At 60.5% G+C, this 15,211-nt stretch carries 27 protein-coding genes; all 27 read right to left on the bottom strand.

Features of this window, described 5'->3' with window-relative positions; all coding sequences use genetic code 11:
- Positions 1–5: 5 nt before the first annotated feature.
- From map to rpsL, 27 genes are read right to left on the bottom strand one after another with little or no spacing between them, the layout of a single operon-like run.
- Positions 6–758, bottom strand: coding sequence for a type I methionyl aminopeptidase (map, locus tag Dform_RS01055; RefSeq protein ID WP_076003378.1), 753 nt, complete (start codon positions 756–758; stop codon positions 6–8).
- The gene (locus tag Dform_RS01050; RefSeq protein ID WP_076003377.1) at positions 758–1,402 is read right to left on the bottom strand and encodes an adenylate kinase; all 645 of its coding nucleotides are present in this window, start codon (positions 1,400–1,402) and stop codon (positions 758–760) included. The genes map and Dform_RS01050 overlap by 1 nt, the downstream gene beginning before the upstream one ends.
- Before the next feature lie 9 nt (positions 1,403–1,411).
- Positions 1,412–2,728: a preprotein translocase subunit SecY gene (secY, locus tag Dform_RS01045; protein ID WP_076003376.1), complete on the bottom strand. Its 1,317-nt coding sequence runs from the start codon at positions 2,726–2,728 to the stop codon at positions 1,412–1,414.
- Positions 2,728–3,171 carry a 50S ribosomal protein L15 gene (gene rplO / locus Dform_RS01040; RefSeq protein WP_076003375.1) on the bottom strand — a complete coding sequence of 148 codons (444 nt, stop codon included), beginning with the start codon at positions 3,169–3,171 and terminating at the stop codon, positions 2,728–2,730. The genes secY and rplO overlap by 1 nt, the downstream gene beginning before the upstream one ends.
- On the bottom strand, positions 3,171–3,353 hold the full coding sequence (gene rpmD / locus Dform_RS01035; RefSeq protein WP_076003374.1) for a 50S ribosomal protein L30: 183 nt from the start codon (positions 3,351–3,353) through the stop codon (positions 3,171–3,173). The genes rplO and rpmD overlap by 1 nt, the downstream gene beginning before the upstream one ends.
- Positions 3,346–3,870 carry a 30S ribosomal protein S5 gene (gene rpsE, locus Dform_RS01030; protein ID WP_269466589.1) on the bottom strand — a complete coding sequence of 175 codons (525 nt, stop codon included), beginning with the start codon at positions 3,868–3,870 and terminating at the stop codon, positions 3,346–3,348. Before rpsE ends, rpmD begins: the two co-directional genes overlap by 8 nt.
- Positions 3,871–3,878: 8 nt before the next feature.
- A complete protein-coding gene (rplR, locus tag Dform_RS01025) occupies positions 3,879–4,244 on the bottom strand; it encodes a 50S ribosomal protein L18 (protein WP_076003373.1) in 366 nt (121 codons plus the stop codon).
- Positions 4,244–4,792, bottom strand: coding sequence for a 50S ribosomal protein L6 (gene rplF / locus Dform_RS01020; protein WP_076003372.1), 549 nt, complete (start codon positions 4,790–4,792; stop codon positions 4,244–4,246). Before rplF ends, rplR begins: the two co-directional genes overlap by 1 nt.
- An 18-nt stretch (positions 4,793–4,810) precedes the next feature.
- Positions 4,811–5,203, bottom strand: coding sequence for a 30S ribosomal protein S8 (gene rpsH / locus Dform_RS01015; RefSeq protein WP_076003371.1), 393 nt, complete (start codon positions 5,201–5,203; stop codon positions 4,811–4,813).
- A 38-nt stretch (positions 5,204–5,241) separates the two neighbouring features.
- Positions 5,242–5,427 (bottom strand): type Z 30S ribosomal protein S14, encoded by a 186-nt coding sequence (locus Dform_RS01010; RefSeq protein WP_076003370.1) that lies wholly within the window; start codon positions 5,425–5,427, stop codon positions 5,242–5,244.
- Between the two features lie 8 nt (positions 5,428–5,435).
- Positions 5,436–5,981: a 50S ribosomal protein L5 gene (gene rplE / locus Dform_RS01005; RefSeq protein ID WP_076003369.1), complete on the bottom strand. Its 546-nt coding sequence runs from the start codon at positions 5,979–5,981 to the stop codon at positions 5,436–5,438.
- Between the two features lies 1 nt (position 5,982).
- Positions 5,983–6,294: a 50S ribosomal protein L24 gene (gene rplX / locus Dform_RS01000; protein ID WP_076003368.1), complete on the bottom strand. Its 312-nt coding sequence runs from the start codon at positions 6,292–6,294 to the stop codon at positions 5,983–5,985.
- Between the two features lie 6 nt (positions 6,295–6,300).
- Positions 6,301–6,669, bottom strand: coding sequence for a 50S ribosomal protein L14 (rplN, locus tag Dform_RS00995; protein WP_076003367.1), 369 nt, complete (start codon positions 6,667–6,669; stop codon positions 6,301–6,303).
- Entirely contained in the window at positions 6,670–6,960 is a 291-nt protein-coding gene (gene rpsQ / locus Dform_RS00990) for a 30S ribosomal protein S17 (protein ID WP_076003366.1), read from the bottom strand.
- Between the two features lie 6 nt (positions 6,961–6,966).
- Positions 6,967–7,164, bottom strand: a complete 198-nt coding sequence (gene rpmC / locus Dform_RS00985) for a 50S ribosomal protein L29 (RefSeq protein WP_076003365.1) — start codon at positions 7,162–7,164, stop codon at positions 6,967–6,969.
- A 1-nt stretch (position 7,165) separates the two neighbouring features.
- Positions 7,166–7,609 (bottom strand): 50S ribosomal protein L16, encoded by a 444-nt coding sequence (gene rplP / locus Dform_RS00980; protein ID WP_076003364.1) that lies wholly within the window; start codon positions 7,607–7,609, stop codon positions 7,166–7,168.
- 25 nt (positions 7,610–7,634) lie between these two features.
- Entirely contained in the window at positions 7,635–8,501 is an 867-nt protein-coding gene (rpsC, locus tag Dform_RS00975; RefSeq protein WP_076003363.1) for a 30S ribosomal protein S3, read from the bottom strand.
- Complete coding sequence (gene rplV / locus Dform_RS00970; protein WP_076003362.1) at positions 8,501–8,839, bottom strand: 50S ribosomal protein L22; 339 nt, start codon at positions 8,837–8,839, stop codon at positions 8,501–8,503. The genes rpsC and rplV overlap by 1 nt, the downstream gene beginning before the upstream one ends.
- Before the next feature lie 3 nt (positions 8,840–8,842).
- Positions 8,843–9,142, bottom strand: a complete 300-nt coding sequence (rpsS, locus tag Dform_RS00965; protein WP_076003361.1) for a 30S ribosomal protein S19 — start codon at positions 9,140–9,142, stop codon at positions 8,843–8,845.
- Positions 9,143–9,147: 5 nt separating this feature from the next.
- Positions 9,148–9,972: a 50S ribosomal protein L2 gene (gene rplB / locus Dform_RS00960; RefSeq protein WP_076003360.1), complete on the bottom strand. Its 825-nt coding sequence runs from the start codon at positions 9,970–9,972 to the stop codon at positions 9,148–9,150.
- Between the two features lie 2 nt (positions 9,973–9,974).
- A complete protein-coding gene (locus tag Dform_RS00955) occupies positions 9,975–10,259 on the bottom strand; it encodes a 50S ribosomal protein L23 (RefSeq protein ID WP_076003359.1) in 285 nt (94 codons plus the stop codon).
- Between the two features lie 9 nt (positions 10,260–10,268).
- Positions 10,269–10,901, bottom strand: a complete 633-nt coding sequence (rplD, locus tag Dform_RS00950; RefSeq protein ID WP_076003358.1) for a 50S ribosomal protein L4 — start codon at positions 10,899–10,901, stop codon at positions 10,269–10,271.
- A complete protein-coding gene (rplC, locus tag Dform_RS00945; protein WP_076003357.1) occupies positions 10,902–11,525 on the bottom strand; it encodes a 50S ribosomal protein L3 in 624 nt (207 codons plus the stop codon).
- A 33-nt stretch (positions 11,526–11,558) separates the two neighbouring features.
- Positions 11,559–11,867 carry a 30S ribosomal protein S10 gene (rpsJ, locus tag Dform_RS00940; protein WP_076003356.1) on the bottom strand — a complete coding sequence of 103 codons (309 nt, stop codon included), beginning with the start codon at positions 11,865–11,867 and terminating at the stop codon, positions 11,559–11,561.
- Between the two features lie 14 nt (positions 11,868–11,881).
- Positions 11,882–13,978 carry an elongation factor G gene (gene fusA, locus Dform_RS00935; protein ID WP_076003355.1) on the bottom strand — a complete coding sequence of 699 codons (2,097 nt, stop codon included), beginning with the start codon at positions 13,976–13,978 and terminating at the stop codon, positions 11,882–11,884.
- A gap of 28 nt (positions 13,979–14,006) precedes the next feature.
- Positions 14,007–14,477, bottom strand: coding sequence for a 30S ribosomal protein S7 (gene rpsG, locus Dform_RS00930; protein WP_076003354.1), 471 nt, complete (start codon positions 14,475–14,477; stop codon positions 14,007–14,009).
- 37 nt (positions 14,478–14,514) lie between these two features.
- Positions 14,515–14,943, bottom strand: a complete 429-nt coding sequence (gene rpsL, locus Dform_RS00925) for a 30S ribosomal protein S12 (protein WP_076003353.1) — start codon at positions 14,941–14,943, stop codon at positions 14,515–14,517.
- Positions 14,944–15,211: the final 268 nt, after the last annotated feature.

The following is a 15,211-nucleotide window of genomic DNA, read 5'->3' as shown; positions in this document are numbered from 1 at the left end:
GCCGCCTACCTGGCCAGCGTCAGTACCTCCGCTTCGCCGTCGGTTATGGCGATGGTGTGCTCAAAATGAGCCGACAGCTTGTCGTCGGCGGTCGACACCGTCCACGCGTCGGCGCCGACCTTGGTGCGCCACGTGCCGGTGTTGAGCATTGGTTCCAGGGCCAGGGTCATGCCCCGCCGCAACGCCATGCCGCTGCCCGGCCGGCCGTAGTTGGGTACCGAAGGGTCTTCATGCATCGATTGCCCGATACCGTGACCGGCGTATTCCCTCACCACACTGTAACCCCGGCTCTCGGCGTAATTCTGCACCGCCGAACCGATGTCGCCCAGCCGGTTGCCCGGCCTGGCCGCGGTAATACCGGCTGCAAGCGCGCCCTCGGTGGCGGCGATCAGTTCTGCCGCTTCCCTGGAAATAACGCCCACGCCGGCGGTCAGGGCGGAATCAGCCTGGAAACCCTCAACGATATCACCCAGGTCAAGGGAAACGATGTCTCCCTCTTTCAGGATGCGTTCGCCCGGTATGCCATGGACGATTTCCTCGTTTATGGAGACGCATACGCTGGCCGGAAAGCCGCGATAACCCTTAAATGAGGGTACCGCGCCCATTTTCCGCAACATCGTTTCAGCCAAATTATCCAGTTCCGCCGTTTTCATGCCAGGTCTGAGTTTTAATTTAAGCTCCTGAAGCACCGTGCCCAGTATCCCACCGGCCCGGCGCATCAGCGCTATTTCCCTTTCGGATTTTAATATGATCCCCATTAAGCCTGTTTCAAAGCCGCTGTAACGCGGCCGGTGATCGCCTCGACCTCGCCGGTGCCATCGACTTCCACCAGGCTGCCCGCCTTACGGTAGTATTCGATAAGCGGCGCCGTCTCCTTGAAGTAGACATCGAGGCGTTTCTGCACCGTTTCCGGCGTGTCGTCGCTCCGCTGGTAAAGCTCGCCGCCGCACTTCCGGCATTTTGCCGATTCTACCCTGTCCATGGCGGTGTAAGGCGCCTGGCAACCGCGGCAGATCCAGCGGTCGGACAGTCTCTTCACCAATTCGTTCTCCGGCACCGCGAGATAAATCGCCCGGCCGACTTTCTCGCCGTTCTGCTTCAAAGCCTCGTCGAGGGCTTCGGCCTGGGCTAGCGTCCTGGGAAAGCCGTCGAGGATCACGCCTGCTGCGTCACCAAGCTGGGCTATCCGGCCCAATACCATGCGGACCGTCACTTCATCGGGCACCAGTTGCCCCTTGTCAAGGTACGATTTGACCTCCCGGCCCAATTCATCGCCGGAGGCGATATGCTTGCGGAACAGGTCGCCGGTAGCCAGGTGAGCCATGCCCATCTTCTCGGCCACCACTGCCGCCTGAGTCCCCTTGCCGGCGCCCGGAGCGCCCAGAAAAACTACATTATACATTAAACTGCTCTACTTGATAAAGCCCTCGTAACGGCGCATCACCAGTTGAGCTTCCAGTTGCTTCATGGTGTCCAGCACCACGCCGACGACGATGAGCATACCGAAGCTGGAAAGCTGCAGCGTCTGCACGCCGGTAATGTGCTTGGCGATGAACGGGAAGACCGCCACCAGCGCCAGGAACAGGGCGCCGCCCCAGGTGATGTTGCGGATGACCGCGTTCAGATAATTGGCCGTTTGCTTGCCTGGCCGGATGCCCGGGATAAACCCGCCCTGCTTCTGAAGCGTGCCCGGCAGGTCCTGTTGCTCAAAAACGACCATGGTATAGAAGAAGGCGAAGGCGATGGTCAGAAGGAAGAACAGCACCCAGTAGAAAAGACCTACCGGTAGGCTGGTGTTCGGATTGAACCAGTTGTAAATGGTGTTGGCGAAGTTCGGGTCAGACCCCGCCGGGTTCATGAAATAGCTGGCGATGGTGCCCGGGAAGATGACCAGCGCCGAGGCGAAGATCAGCGGGATCATGCCGGCGGTGTTGACCCGCAGCGGTATGTGGGAGGCGCCGCTCTGGCGGTACATCCGGCCGCTCTTGATTACTGTCTTGGCGTACTGCACCGGAATACGCCGGTGGGCCTCGGTGAAGATGACGATAAGAATGGTGATCAGCAGGGCGATGACGAGGTACGCCGCCAGCCCGAAGAACTGGTCCTTGGCCAGGTAGCCCTGACCGATCAAGGTCGGTAACCCGGCGACAATGCCGGCGAAGATGATGATGGACACGCCGTTGCCGATGCCGTACTGGGTGATCTGTTCGCCCAGCCACACCAGGAACAGGGTCCCGGCGGTGAGTGAGATGATGATGGCGGCGGTCAAGAGCGGATCTGAAGCGGCAACCACACCCTCTCGCTGCAAAAGAACCAGCTGGCCCCAGCCGCCCAGCGCCGCCAGGGGTACCGTCATCCAATGGGTGATCAAATTGATCTTGTTGCGCCCGGACTCGCCTTCCTGTGACAAGCGTTGAAGCGCCGGTATGATCGGCGTCATCAGGGTCATCACGATGCTGGCGGTGATATAGGGGTACACGCCAAGGGCCAGCAGGCTGAAGTTCTTGAGGGCGCCGCCGGAGAAAATATCGAGCATGCCCAGGATGGGGTTACTCTCCATCAGGTTGGCCAGGGCGCCTGAATCGACACCCGGCATGGGCACGTGAGCAACAACCCGGAAAGCCAGCAGAATACCAAGCGTTATGAGGATGCGCCGCCGCAAATCCGGCAGGCTGAAGGCATCGAACATCGCCTGGAGCAGCTTGGGTCGGCCCGATTTCTCCGGCATTAGATTTCCTCTACTTTGCCGCCGGCGGCTTCGATCTTGGCCTTGGCTTCAGTGCTGAAGGCGTTGGCCCGGACGGTGAGCGCCCGGTCGACTTCGCCGTCAGCCAGGATCTTGACCGGCTTGGCGGTGGATTTTAATATCTTCGCCGAGACCAGCAGTTCCGGGGTGACCACGGAGCCAGCCTCGAAATGGTTAAGTTCGGCGACGTTGACCGCGTCGTACTCCACGCGGAAGGGATTGACGAAGCCGCGCTTCTGGGGCAGCTTCTTGATCAGCGGGTTCTGGCCGCCCTCAAATCCGGGGCGGACGCGGCCGCCGGCCCGAGCTTTCTGGCCTTTAAGCCCGCGGCCGGAATAGCTGCCGTGGCCTGAGGCATCACCCCGGCCTACGCGCTTGCGGCTTTTGGCCGCGCCGGCAGACGGCATTAATTCATGTTCTTTCACTATTCAGCCTCCGCCACAGTCACCAGGTGCCTGACCTTCTGGATCATGCCCCGGATGGCCTGGTTGTCTTCCTGGACGACCGTCTGGTGCAGTCTTTTCAAACCCAACGATTCCAGGGTGTCTTTCTGGTCAAATTTATACTTGATGCCGCTCTTGATGAGCGTAATGGCGATCTTAGCCATTGGAGGCCTCCTCGGCGGTCACGCCGGCACGCCGCCTGGCCAGGGCTTCCTTGGGGTTCTGAACCTTGGACAGCGCTTCGACCGTCGCCCGGGCGACATTGACCTTGTTCGGGCTGCCCAGGGACTTGGTCAGGATGTCCTTGACCCCGGCGGTCTCCAAAACAGCGCGGACCGAGCCGCCGGCGATAATGCCGGTTCCCGGGGCGGCCGGTTTCAGAAAGACCTCGGCGGCGCCGAATTTAACCCGGATCTCATGGTGGATGGTGGTACCGTTCATGTCGATCTTTATCAGATGCTTCTTGGCCGTGGCTGAGGCCTTGGCGATAGCCACCGGCACTTCCTTGGCCTTGCCCATACCCACGCCGACATGGCCGGCGCCGTCGCCGGTGACCACCAGGGCGGAGAAAGCCATGCGCTTGCCGCCCTTGACCACCTTGGTCACCCGGTTGATATAGATCAGCTTATCGTTGAGCGACAGCTCCTGGGGATCGATCTTGGAAATCATTCCTTTTACCATAAAGGCTCCTAAAACGAAAGTCCGGCGGCGCGGGCCGCCTCGGCCAGGGCTTTGACCCGGCCGTGGTATTTATTGCCGCCGCGGTCAAAGACCACTTCCTTGATCCCGGCGTCCAAAGCGCGTTTGGCGATGGTCTTGCCCACCAGCTCCGCCTGTTCCATCTTCTTCTGGTCCGCGGACTGGGTCTTGAGTTCGGCATCCAGGGTCGAAGCCTGCGCCAGGGTGGCGCCGCGCTTGTCATCGATAACCTGGGCATAGATATGTTCTAATGAGCGGAAGACACTTAACCTGGGACGATCCGCGGTGCCTGAAAGGGTCTTGCGCAGCCGTTCGTGGCGCATCAACCGCGCCGCTCTGGAAGTCTGTTTAACCATTATTTAGCCGCCTTTCCGACCGCTTTGCCCGGCTTCAGCTTGATCTTCTCGCCGGCGTAGCGGATGCCCTTGCCCTTATAGGCATCAGGTTTCTTGACCGCCCGGATTTCGGCGGCGACCTGGCCTACCTGCTCCTTGTCAATGCCGACAACCTTGAGCTTGGTCGGCGATTCGAGGGTGAAGCTGATGCCTTTTTCAGGCGCCACTTCGACGGTGTGGGAATAGCCAACCCTGAGCACCAGCGTTTCACCGGCTTTCTCGGCCCTGAAGCCGACGCCGACGATCTCCAGCCCCTTTTCATACCCTTCGCTAACGCCCTTGACCATATTCGATAAAAGCGTCCGTGAAAGGCCGTGCAGGGCTTTGTGCTGTTGCGCGTCGGACGGCCTGGTCACCACGAGCTTACCGTCCTCCTGGGTGATCCCCATCTCCGGAGAGAATGTCCGTTTCAGTTCGCCTTTGGGGCCGGTGACGGTCACCGTGTCGCCGTCGATGGTGACCTTGACCCCTTTGGGTACGGCCACCGGTATCTTTCCAATTCGTGACATATCAGTATCCTCTAGAATCTACCAAACTTTGAGCAGAAGTTCGCCGCCGACGCCGGCGCGCCAGGCCTGGTAACCGGTCATCACGCCCTGCGGCGTGGACAGCACGGCCACCCCCAGCCCGCCGTAAACGCGGGGAATCTCGCCGCGCTGGACGTAGACCCGGAGTCCCGGCTTGCTGACGCGCTCCAGGCCCGATACCGCCGGAACGCCCTTTTCGTCGTAGCGCAGCGTCACCTTGATCTGACGCTCGGTCTTGGCGCCGGTGACCTCAAAACCGGAGATGAAACCCTCCGATTTAAGGAGCTTGGCGATATTTTGCTTGATGCGCGAAGCCGGGATCAGGGTCGTCTCGTGCCCGGCCATGGCAGCGTTTCTAATTCGGGTCAGCATATCGGCAATAGGATCAGTCATCGGGCTTCCCCCTGTAATCGCATAAGAATATTTTTCATTTACCAGCTCGACTTCCGGACCCCGGGGATCTGCCCCTGGAGAGCCAGTTCGCGGAAGCAGATGCGGCATAATCCGAACTGCCGGATGTAACCGCGCGGCCGCCCGCATTTCAGGCAGCGGTTGTGCTGCTGCACCTTGAACTTGGGAGCCCGCTTGGATTTGACGATCTTTGATGTCTTAGCCATTGTTACCTCTATTCTTTGGCGAACGGCATGCCGATACCCTCGAGCAGGGTCCGGCTTTCGGCGTCCGTCTTGGCTGTGGTGACGATGCAGACCTCCAGCCCGCGCAGTTTATCGACCTTGGAAAAATCGATCTCCGGGAAAACCGTCTGTTCCTTGAGACCCAGGGCGTAGCTGCCCCGGCCGTCGAAGGCGTCAGTCGGCACTCCCTGAAAATCGCGGAGGCGAGGCAGCACGACGCTGATCAGCTTTTCCAGAAAGTTGTACATGGCGGCGCCGCGTAAGGTCACCTTGAGGCCGACGGGCATGCCCACCCTGAGCTTGAAGTTGGCGATGGAACGCTTGCTCCGGGTGATCACCGGGTGCTGCCCGGCGATGGAGGCCAAATCCGCCTGCGCCGTCTCCACCGCTTTGGGGTTGGCTGAGGCTTCCTTACCGACGCCGACGTTCAGCACCACCTTGGTGATGCGCGGCACCTGCATGACGTTCTCGTAGCCGTAAGCCTGTTTCAGCTTCGGTACGGCTTCTTTAATGTATTTTTCTTTCAGTCCGGCCATGTTAGTCGATTACCTCGCCGCAGGATTTGCAAACCCGAACCTTTTTGCCGTCAGCCAGCCGCCGGTCGCCCAGGCGGGACGGCTTATTGCACTTGCTGCACAGCAGCATGACATTGGACGCTTCAATCGGCGCTTCGCGCTCGATGATGCCGGCCTGCTTCACCTGGCCGCGGGCCTTGGAATGTTTCTTGGCCATGTTGACGCCGTCGACCAGGACACGGTTCTTGGCGGTATAAACCAGCCTGACCTTGCCCGTTTTGCCCCGGTCTTTACCGGCGATGACCAGCACGTTATCGTCTTTTTTGATTTTCATAATCGGTTATAAGACCTCCGGCGCCAGGGACAGGATCTTCAGGAATTTCTTGTCGCGCAGCTCACGGGCTACGGGACCGAAGATGCGGGTGCCCCGGGGTTCGTTTTTATCGGTTAAAATGACGGCGGCGTTGTCGTCGAACTTGATGTAGGAACCGTCGGACCGCCGCAGCGGCGATACCTGGCGCACGATGACCGCCTTGACCACGGTGCCTTCCTTGACCGCGGAATCCGGCGAAGCGCGCTTGACCGAGCAGACGATGACATCGCCGATACGGCCGCGGCTCTTGCCGCTGCCGCCCAGGACGTTGACGCACATCAGCGACTTGGCGCCGGTGTTGTCGGCCACCTTGAGGCGCGTGTAAGCCTGTATCATTTAGGTGATCTCCTTGAGTTCGGCAGACTCCGCCACCTCGCCCCGGGTGAGGACGCGCAGCAACCGGAAGTGCTTGGTGCGCGACAGCGGGCGCGACGGCGCCACTTCGACGATATCGCCGTAATGGGCGGCGCCGGCCTCGTCGTGAACCTGGTATTTCTTGACCACTTTATAGGCCTTCTTGTAGATCGGGTGCTGGCGGCTGCCCTCGACTTCGATTATGACCGTTTTCATCATCTTGTCGGACACCACCCGGCCTATCATGGTCTTGGCTTGCGGTTTCTGTTCCATCTTATCCTACCTTATGCCCAGGGCGCGCTCGCGGAGCACCGTCTGGAATTGGGCGATCTTCTTCTTGACCGCCGGCAGTTGCCGGTGGTTGACCAGCTGCTTCGTCGCCAGCTTGAAGCGCAGTTCCATGAACTCGCGGTGCGCGGCGTCCATTTCTTTCTTGATCTGCTCGGCCGAAAGGTGCCTGATCTCTTCGATTTTCATGTTATGCTGCCTCCTCGACCGCCGCGGCAGCCGCTTCGCCGGTTTTCAGGACGAACTTTGACTGGAGCGGCAGCTTGTAAGCCGCCAGCCTCATGGCTTCGCGGGCTGTCCCTTCATCTACACCGCCCATCTCGAACAGCATCCGGCCGCGCTTGACCACGGCGATCCAGTGGTCCGGGGCGCCCTTGCCGGAACCCATGCGGGTTTCTGCAGGCTTGGCGGTGACCGGGTGATCCGGGAAAATGCGGATCCACACCTTGCCGCCGCGCTTGATGTAGCGGGTCATGGCGCGCCGCGCGGCTTCGATCTGCCGGGCGGTGACCCAGGCGGTCGAGGTGGCCTGCAGGCCGAAATCGCCGAAATCGATTTTATTGCCGGCCTGGGCCTCACCGTGGCGGTGGCCCTTATGGCTCTTGCGGTATTTGACTCGTTTTGGTTGCTGCATGGTATTCCTCTAATGAAGGCCGGCGCTAGGCCTCTTCAGTTTTCTCTTCCGCCTTGCGGCTGCGCCGTTTGGGGGCCGGAGCGGCATCCGCGGCCGGGGCGGTGGTCTCAACCGCGGTTTCCGCTTTCTTGCGGCTGCGCGGTTTGGCCTCCGCTGCTGGCGCGGCCGAAACCTCGGCCGGCGCGGCTTCGGTCCTGGCAACCGGTTGGGCCGCGGCTGACGGTGTCATTTCCGTCATTTCGGCTTCCTCGGCCTCGGCTTTGTTCTCAGGTAAAATATCGCCGCGGTAGATCCAGACCTTGACCCCGATGCGGCCCAGGGCGGTTTTAGCCTCGGCAAAGCCGTAATCGATATCGGCGCGGATGGTGTGCAGCGGCACGCGGCCGTCATGCATCATTTCGCGCCGGGCGATTTCCACGCCGCCCAACCTGCCGGCACAGGCGATCTTGATGCCCTTGGCCCCGGATTGCCGGGTGCGGAACATCGCCTGTTTCATGGCGCGGCGGTAGGCAATGCGGCGCTCCATCTGGTCGGCGACCGAGCGGGCCACCAGGAAGGCGTCCAGTTCCGGCTGGCCGATCTCGTGGATATTGAGCTGGATCCTCTTGCCAGCCAGCTCTTCCAGGAACTTGCGCATCTCGTCGACGCGCTGGCCGCCGCGGCCGATCACGATACCCGGCCGTGAAGTAGCCACGGTGACCGAAACCTTGTTGGCCTGGCGTTCGATCTCGATATTGGAGATGCCGGCATCGACGTATTTCTGCTTGATGCCCTGCCGCAGCTTCAAATCTTCCAGGAGATTTTCCGAGAAGTGCTTATCGGCGTACCACTTGGCGTTCCAGCCCTTGATGGCCCCGATGCGGAAAGCGTACGGATGAACCTTGCGTCCCATTAAACCTCCTGGTCAGCCACGACGACGGTGATATTGCTCGACCTTTTAAGAATCGGCGACGCCCGGCCGCGCGAACGCGGCTTATGACGTTTCATCATCGGTGCGCCGTCGGCGAAAATCTTGACCACTTTAAGCGCGGACGGTTCCAGCTGGAAATTGTTCTCGGCATTGGCAGCCGCGGATTTAACCGTTTTGGCCACGCTTACAGCCGAGGGCGACGGAGCGAATTTCAGGATGGCCAGTGCTTCGGCCACCGACTTGCCCCGGACCAGGTCGATATACAGCCTGACCTTGCTGGCCGGAACCCCGGTATTCATTGATACTGCTTTAACCTGCATAATTTATGCCCCTTGTTTTTTTGCCGGCGCGGCTTCGGCTGCCTTACCGGCGCCGTGGCCGCGGAAGGTCCGGGTGGAAGCAAATTCGCCCAGCCGGTGCCCTACCATATTTTCGGTGATAAAAACCGGCATGTGGCGCCGGCCGTCATGGACGCCGATATTCAGACCCACCATTTCAGGGAGAATCGTGGACCACCGCGCCCAGGTCTTGATCAGGACCTTCTTGCCGGAGCGGTTGGCCTCTTCAACCTTTTTCATCAGCTTGGCCTCTACTGCAGGCCCTTTTTTAACAGAACGTGACATCTATTCTACCTCCGCCGCTTGACGATGAGTTTGTCCGAAGCCTTGGGCTGGCGAGTTTTAAAGCCCAGCGCCGGCTTGCCCCAGGGCGTTTTCGGTCCGGGCATACCGATAGGCGTGCGGCCTTCACCGCCACCGTGCGGATGATCGCGCGGCGTCATCGCCGAGCCTCTGACGGTAGGCCTGAAGCCCATGTGGCGCTTGCGCCCGGCCTTGCCCAGCGACACCGTCTGGTGTTCCTCGTTGCCCACGACGCCAACCGTGGCGTAGCAGTCGATGCGTATCCGCCGTACCTCGCCTGAGGGCAGGCGGACCAGGGCGTATTCGCCTTCCTTGGCCATGAGCTGGGCGGAATCACCGGCGGAACGCACCAGCTTGCCGCCGCGGCCTGGTTCAAGTTCGATGTTATGGATGAGCGTGCCCGAGGGCATGCTCTTGAGCGGCAGCGCGTTGCCGGGTTTGAGTTCGGCGTCAGGGGCGGTCATGATCGTCTCGCCGACCTTCAAACCCTGGGGTGCCAGGATGTAACGCTTGGCGCCGTCGACGTAGAAGATGAGGGCAATGCGTGCGGAACGGTGCGGGTCGTACTCGATAGCCGCTACCTTGCCGGGAATGCCGATCTTTTCGCGTTTGAAATCGATGATGCGAATAACCTTCCGGGCGCCGCCGCCGCGGTGCCGTACCGTCAGCTTGCCCTGGCTGTTGCGCCCGGCTTCCTGCTTGACCGTCATGGTCAGCGACTTTTCCGGCCTGGCCTTGGTGATCTCCTCGAAGGAGTACCCGGTCTGATGCCGGCGGCCCGCCGAAGTCGGGTTGTATTCTTTAAGTGCCATAGTTATACCCCTTCAAAGAACTGGATCTTGTCGCCGGCCTTCAGGGTGACCAGGGCTTTTTTCCAGTCCGGAGAGCGGTACATGCCGCGTCCCATTCGTTTTTCTTTGCCTTTGACAACGATGACGTTAACCCCGGTCACCGTAACTTTATAAGCCGTCTCCACCGCCGCTTTGATCTGGGGCTTGGTGGCCTCGTCGGCCACCTCGAAGGCATACTGGTTGGCTTCCTGCAGCCGGGCGTTTTTCTCGGTGATCAGCGGCTTTTTTAATACATCTAAAATATGCATGGATTCTCCTTAAACGGCCTCGCCGCCCCAGACCTTTTCGACCAAGACCAGCGCTTCCTCGGTGAGGACGAGCTTGTCGTACTTCATCAGGTCAACCACGTTCAGCAGATTGGCCGGAGTGGTTTTGACCTTGGGCAGGTTCCGGGCTGACAAAACTACTTTTTGGTCGACCCCGGCGGTAGCTACGATAGCCGAAGGGCTGCACTCCAGGGTGCTGAGCAGCGCCGCCATGTCCTTGGTCCTGGGGGTCTCGAAATTGAAGCCTTCGACGACCTTCAGTCCGCCGCTGGAAAACTTATCGGAAAGCAGGCAGCGGATAGCCAGTTGCCTGACCTTTTTGGGCAGCGCCTTGCCGAAATCCCGCGGCTTGGGGCCGAACATGATGCCGCCTCCTGGCCTGAGGCCGCTTTTGATCGATCCGGCCCGGGCTTCGCCGGTGCCTTTCTGGCGGAACAGCTTCTTGGAAGAACCGGCCACTTCGCTGCGGCCTTTGGTGCTCTGGGTGCCCTGCCGGGCGTTGGCGGCCTGGGCGACCAGCGCCTGGTGCACCACCGCATCGTTCATCGGGACGCCGAACACCGCTTCGCTGACGCTTAAGTTCTTGACCACCTGGCCCTGGGTATTATAAACGGCAATTTCCATTTACTTGCTCTTCTTCGATTTTTTAATCAGGATAAGACCGTTCTTGGCGCCGGGGACAGCCCCGCGCACCAGAAGCAGGTTCTTCTCTTTGTCGGCCTTGACCACCTTGAGGCAGCGTACCGTGACCTGTTCGTGGCCCATGTGCCCGGCCATGCGGGTGCCGGGGTAGACGCGGCCCGGGGTAGTGGTCGAGCCGACGGAGCCCGGGGCACGATGGCGGTCGCTCTGGCCGTGGGTCTTGGGGCCGCCATGGAAGCCGTGGCGCTTGACGCCGCCGGCAAACCCCTTGCCCTTGGAGGTACCAGTGACATCGATCAGTTCGCCGTCGTTAAACAGCCCGGCGTCGATCTTGGCGCCGACCTCGATTCCGGCGGTATCTTCCAGCCGGAACTCGCGCAGGTGGCGGAACTCGCCAAGGTCCTTGGTGTGGCCTTTTTCAGCCTTGGCCAGGTTCTTGGCTTTGCCGAAACCCAGTTGAGCGGCGGCATAGCCGTCCTTTTCAACCGTTCGCAGCATGGTGACCGTGCACGGCCCGACCGCAAGCACCGTAACCGGTTCCGCCTTGCCGCCTTCGCCGTAGACCTGGGTCATACCCAGTTTCTTACCGATAATCCCGTTCATCATCTCTAGTTTCCTAAAGGTTAATCTAAAATTGGCCTATAGCTTGATATCAATGCTGACGCCGGCCGGCATGTTGAGGCTGGTCAGCGCGTCGATTGTTTTACTGGTCGTCTCCACGATGTCGATGAGCCGCTTGTGGGTGCGGACCTCGAACTGCTCCTGGGAGTCCTTATCGATGAAGGACGCCCGGATGACGGAGTACTTCTTGATCTGGGTCGGCAGCGGCACCGGTCCGGAAATGACCGCGCCGGTGCGCTCCAGCGCCTCGACGATCTGCAGCGCCGACTGGTCGAGCACCTTGTGGTCGAACCCTTTTAGCTTGATGCGGATCTTCTGTTTGCCCATCGTTTCTATATCCCCTATTTCGCGACTGCCGCGGCTTCCATCACCGTCTTGGCGATGTTGGCCGGCAGTTCCTGGTACTTGTAGAACTCCATGGATGAGGTGGCGCGCCCCTTGCTGATGCCGCGGATGGTGGTGGTGTAGCCGAAGGTCTCGGCCAGCGGCACGTAGGCGTGAATGACCGTGGTATCGCCCCGCGGTTCGATGGAGACGATATGGCCGCGGCGGGAGTTGAGGTCGCCGATAATGTCGCCCATGTATTCCTCGGGCGTCATCACTTCCATTTTCATGATCGGCTCCAGGAGCGCCGGGTTAGCCTTGTTCACGGCGGCCTTGAGCGCCATCGAGCCGGCGGTTTTGAACGCCATTTCGTTGGAGTCAACCTCGTGGAAGCTGCCGTCGTAGATGGAAACCTTGACGCCCACCATGGGGTAGCCGGCGTAGACGCCGGTGGCGGCGGCTTCCTTGATGCCCTCGGCGGCGGCCTTGACGAAGTTTTTCGGCACCGTGCCGCCGCGGATGTCGTCGGAAACTTCAATATCGGTGGATTCCGTGTTCGGCACTACTTCAATCTTTACGTGGCCGTACTGGCCGCGGCCGCCGCTTTGCCGGACGAACCGGCCTTCGGCCTTGGCGTCGGTGGTGATCGTTTCGCGGTAGGCTACCCGGGGCTGGCCGACCTTGGCCGCCACCTTGTGTTCGGTGAACATGCGGCTGACCAGGACGTCCAGGTGCAGTTCGCCCATGCCGGCGATGATGTTCTGGCCGGTTTCTTCGTTATAAGTGACCTTGAAGGTCGGGTCTTCCTCGGCCAGCTTCTGCAGCGCGTCCACCATCTTGTCCTGGTCGGCCCGGGTCTTGGGCTCGATGGAGATGGACACCACCGGTTCGGGGAACTTGATGTTCTCCAGTAACACCGGGTGGGCCGGGTCGCACAGGGTATCGCCGGTGAAGGTGTTTTTAAGTCCCAGTGAAGCAATGATGGAGCCGGTGTCGGCCTTGGTGATCTCTTCGCGGGCGTTGGCGTGCATGACCAGGAGCCGTCCGATGCGCTCCTTCTGGTCGCGGGTGGTGTTCATCACCCCGGCGCCGGCGTCGACGGTCCCGGAATAAATCCGAAGGTAAACCAGCCGGCCGACAAAGGGATCGGAAACGACCTTGAAGGCCAGGGCGGAGAACGGTGCCTCGTCGGAGACGGCGCGGTTGACCTCTGACTGGCTCTTGGGTTCGATGCCGACCACCGGCGGGGTATCCATGGGAGACGGCAGGTAATTCACCACGGCGTCAAGCAGGAGTTTCACGCCGCGCTGCCGGAAGGAGGATCCGCACAGCACCGGGATGCCCTTGTTTGAAAGGGTGACGCGGCGCAGGCCGGCGCGGATGTCCGCTTCCGGGATTTCCTTGCCGTCCAAATAGGCGCACATGACCTCGTCGTCCAGCTCGGCCAGTTTTTCGATCATCTGGTGGCGGGCGGCGGCGTAGCGCTCTTTCTCGGATTCGGGCATGGCGATCTCGACCATCTCGTTGACGTTCTGCTCGCCGTCGTGGGAGTAAGCCTTACCGGTAATGACGTCGATAATGCCGGAAAAACCCTCGGGTCCGCTGCCGATGGGGATGACCACCGGGATGTGGCGGGCCTTCAAGCGGTCCTCGATCATCTTGAGACAGCGGTAGAAATCAGCGCCGGTGCGGTCCATCTTGTTGATGAAGCAGATCCTCGGCACGCCGTAGCGGTTGGCCTGGCGCCAAACCGTTTCGGACTGGGCCTCGACGCCGGCCACGCCATCGAAAACGACAACGCCGCCGTCCAGGACGCGCAGCGACCGCTCAACCTCGGCGGTGAAGTCGACGTGTCCGGGGGTATCGATGATGTTGATCCGGTAATCGCGCCAGTGGCAGGCGGTAGCGGCGGAGGTGATGGTAATGCCGCGCTCGCGCTCCTGCTGCATCCAGTCCATGACCGTGTTGCCTTCATCGACGTTGCCTATCTTGTAGGTCCGGCCGGTGAAGTACAGGATGCGCTCGGTAGTCGTCGTCTTGCCCGCGTCGATGTGGGCGATGATGCCGATATTGCGTATCTTATCTAATTCGAAAGTTCTGGTTTCTTGTGCCATAAAAAATGTTTCGAGTTTCCTTTTGTGTTTACCAGCGGTAGTGGGCGAAGGCGCGGTTGGCCTCGGCCATTTTGTGGGTTTCTTCGCGCTTCTTGACCGCGGAGCCCAAGCCCTTGGCGGCGTCGGACAGTTCGGCGGAGAGCTTCTCGGCCATGGACTTGCCGGAACGGGACCTGGCGGCCTTGGTCAGCCAGCGCAGCGCCAGGGAAAAGGCGCGGTCCGGCCGGACTTCGATCGGCACCTGGTAGTTGGCGCCGCCGACGCGCCTGGCTTTGACCTCGATCATCGGGGTCACGTTCTTGACCGCGGTTTCGAGCAGGGTCAGCGCGTCCTTGCCTTCCTGGGCACCCATCAGATCCATGGCGCCGTAGATCACCGCCTCGGCGGTGTTCTGCTTGCCGTCGACCATGATGCGGTTGATGAACTTGGACACGATGACGCTGTTGTACTTGGCGTCAGGCATCGCGGGGTGTTTGATTCCGGAACTGCGTCTTCCCATTTTTCTTTTCTAAATGCCTCCCTGTAATGAAGGGGTTTTATTTCTTGGCGGCTGCCTTGGCGACCTTGGCGCCGTACTTTGAGCGGCCCTGCTTGCGGTTGGCTACGCCGGCGGTGTCGAGTGTGCCGCGCACGATGTGGTAGCGGACGCCCGGTAAATCAGGCACCCTGCCGCCGCGGATAAGTACCACCGAGTGCTCCTGGAGGTTGTGTCCCTCGCCGCCGATGTAGGCGGTGACTTCCATGTGATTGGATAAGCGGACGCGGGCGATCTTGCGGAGCGCCGAGTTCGGTTTCTTGGGGGTGGTCGTCTTCACCTGTAAGCACACGCCGCGCTTCTGGGGTGAACCGGCGCCGTAGGAGGTGCGGTTCTTGAGCGCATTGAAATTGTAATGCAGCGCCGGAGTCTTGGCCTTCTTGGTCAGCTTATGGCGCCCTTTTCGGATCAACTGGTTCACTGTAGGCATCGTGTGCTCCTTATTATTCCGGACAAAAATAAAGGACGAGACGAGCTCATCCTTCGTTAAGCCCGCTGGCAGACTGCCTGGTATGCATCATCTGCCCGTGCGGCAAAAAGCCACAACAATCGGTTAGTGTATCACTTGGGAGATTGGCTGTCAACAGCCCAATCCTACGCCCCGCAAATGGGCGACACATGCTAAAAATAATCAATCTTTCCTCTACCGTCCTGCGCGTTTGCCCCGCATTTCAATCAGGGAAGGCGAGGGACCGGGA

Origin of the sequence: Dehalogenimonas formicexedens (genome assembly GCF_001953175.1) — a bacterium.
GTDB classification, from domain to species: Bacteria; Chloroflexota; Dehalococcoidia; order Dehalococcoidales; family Dehalococcoidaceae; genus Dehalogenimonas; species Dehalogenimonas formicexedens.
The sequence above is the reverse complement of the archived record's forward strand: the minus strand, read 5'-3'. Positions and strand labels throughout refer to the sequence as shown.

Bases quoted from the DNA above. Each gene is read 5' to 3' on its own strand.
- rpsS (WP_076003361.1), bottom strand. From the start codon at position 9,142: ATGTCACGTTCTGTTAAAAAAGGGCCTGCAGTAGAGGCCAAGCTGATG.
- rplN (WP_076003367.1), bottom strand. From the start codon at position 6,669: ATGATACAGGCTTACACGCGCCTCAAGGTGGCCGACAACACCGGCGCC.
- Dform_RS00955 (WP_076003359.1), bottom strand. From the start codon at position 10,259: ATGCATATTTTAGATGTATTAAAAAAGCCGCTGATCACCGAGAAAAAC.
- map (WP_076003378.1), bottom strand. From the start codon at position 758: ATGGGGATCATATTAAAATCCGAAAGGGAAATAGCGCTGATGCGCCGG.
- secY (WP_076003376.1), bottom strand. From the start codon at position 2,728: ATGCCGGAGAAATCGGGCCGACCCAAGCTGCTCCAGGCGATGTTCGAT.
- rpmC (WP_076003365.1), bottom strand. From the start codon at position 7,164: ATGAAAATCGAAGAGATCAGGCACCTTTCGGCCGAGCAGATCAAGAAA.
- rplF (WP_076003372.1), bottom strand. From the start codon at position 4,792: ATGTCACGAATTGGAAAGATACCGGTGGCCGTACCCAAAGGGGTCAAG.
- rplV (WP_076003362.1), bottom strand. From the start codon at position 8,839: ATGCAGGTTAAAGCAGTATCAATGAATACCGGGGTTCCGGCCAGCAAG.
- rplC (WP_076003357.1), bottom strand. From the start codon at position 11,525: ATGATGAACGGGATTATCGGTAAGAAACTGGGTATGACCCAGGTCTAC.
- rpsJ (WP_076003356.1), bottom strand. From the start codon at position 11,867: ATGGGCAAACAGAAGATCCGCATCAAGCTAAAAGGGTTCGACCACAAG.
- rpsQ (WP_076003366.1), bottom strand. From the start codon at position 6,960: ATGGAACAGAAACCGCAAGCCAAGACCATGATAGGCCGGGTGGTGTCC.
- rpsC (WP_076003363.1), bottom strand. From the start codon at position 8,501: ATGGGACGCAAGGTTCATCCGTACGCTTTCCGCATCGGGGCCATCAAG.
- rpsL (WP_076003353.1), bottom strand. From the start codon at position 14,943: ATGCCTACAGTGAACCAGTTGATCCGAAAAGGGCGCCATAAGCTGACC.
- rplR (WP_076003373.1), bottom strand. From the start codon at position 4,244: ATGGTTAAACAGACTTCCAGAGCGGCGCGGTTGATGCGCCACGAACGG.
- rpsE (WP_269466589.1), bottom strand. From the start codon at position 3,870: ATGGTAAAAGGAATGATTTCCAAGATCGATCCCCAGGAGCTGTCGCTC.
- rplE (WP_076003369.1), bottom strand. From the start codon at position 5,981: ATGGCCGGACTGAAAGAAAAATACATTAAAGAAGCCGTACCGAAGCTG.
- rpmD (WP_076003374.1), bottom strand. From the start codon at position 3,353: ATGGCTAAGATCGCCATTACGCTCATCAAGAGCGGCATCAAGTATAAA.
- rplB (WP_076003360.1), bottom strand. From the start codon at position 9,972: ATGGCACTTAAAGAATACAACCCGACTTCGGCGGGCCGCCGGCATCAG.
- fusA (WP_076003355.1), bottom strand. From the start codon at position 13,978: ATGGCACAAGAAACCAGAACTTTCGAATTAGATAAGATACGCAATATC.
- rplD (WP_076003358.1), bottom strand. From the start codon at position 10,901: ATGGAAATTGCCGTTTATAATACCCAGGGCCAGGTGGTCAAGAACTTA.
- rplX (WP_076003368.1), bottom strand. From the start codon at position 6,294: ATGAAAATCAAAAAAGACGATAACGTGCTGGTCATCGCCGGTAAAGAC.
- rplP (WP_076003364.1), bottom strand. From the start codon at position 7,609: ATGCAGCAACCAAAACGAGTCAAATACCGCAAGAGCCATAAGGGCCAC.
- rpsH (WP_076003371.1), bottom strand. From the start codon at position 5,203: ATGACTGATCCTATTGCCGATATGCTGACCCGAATTAGAAACGCTGCC.
- Dform_RS01050 (WP_076003377.1), bottom strand. From the start codon at position 1,402: ATGTATAATGTAGTTTTTCTGGGCGCTCCGGGCGCCGGCAAGGGGACT.
- Dform_RS01010 (WP_076003370.1), bottom strand. From the start codon at position 5,427: ATGGCTAAGACATCAAAGATCGTCAAATCCAAGCGGGCTCCCAAGTTC.
- rpsG (WP_076003354.1), bottom strand. From the start codon at position 14,477: ATGGGAAGACGCAGTTCCGGAATCAAACACCCCGCGATGCCTGACGCC.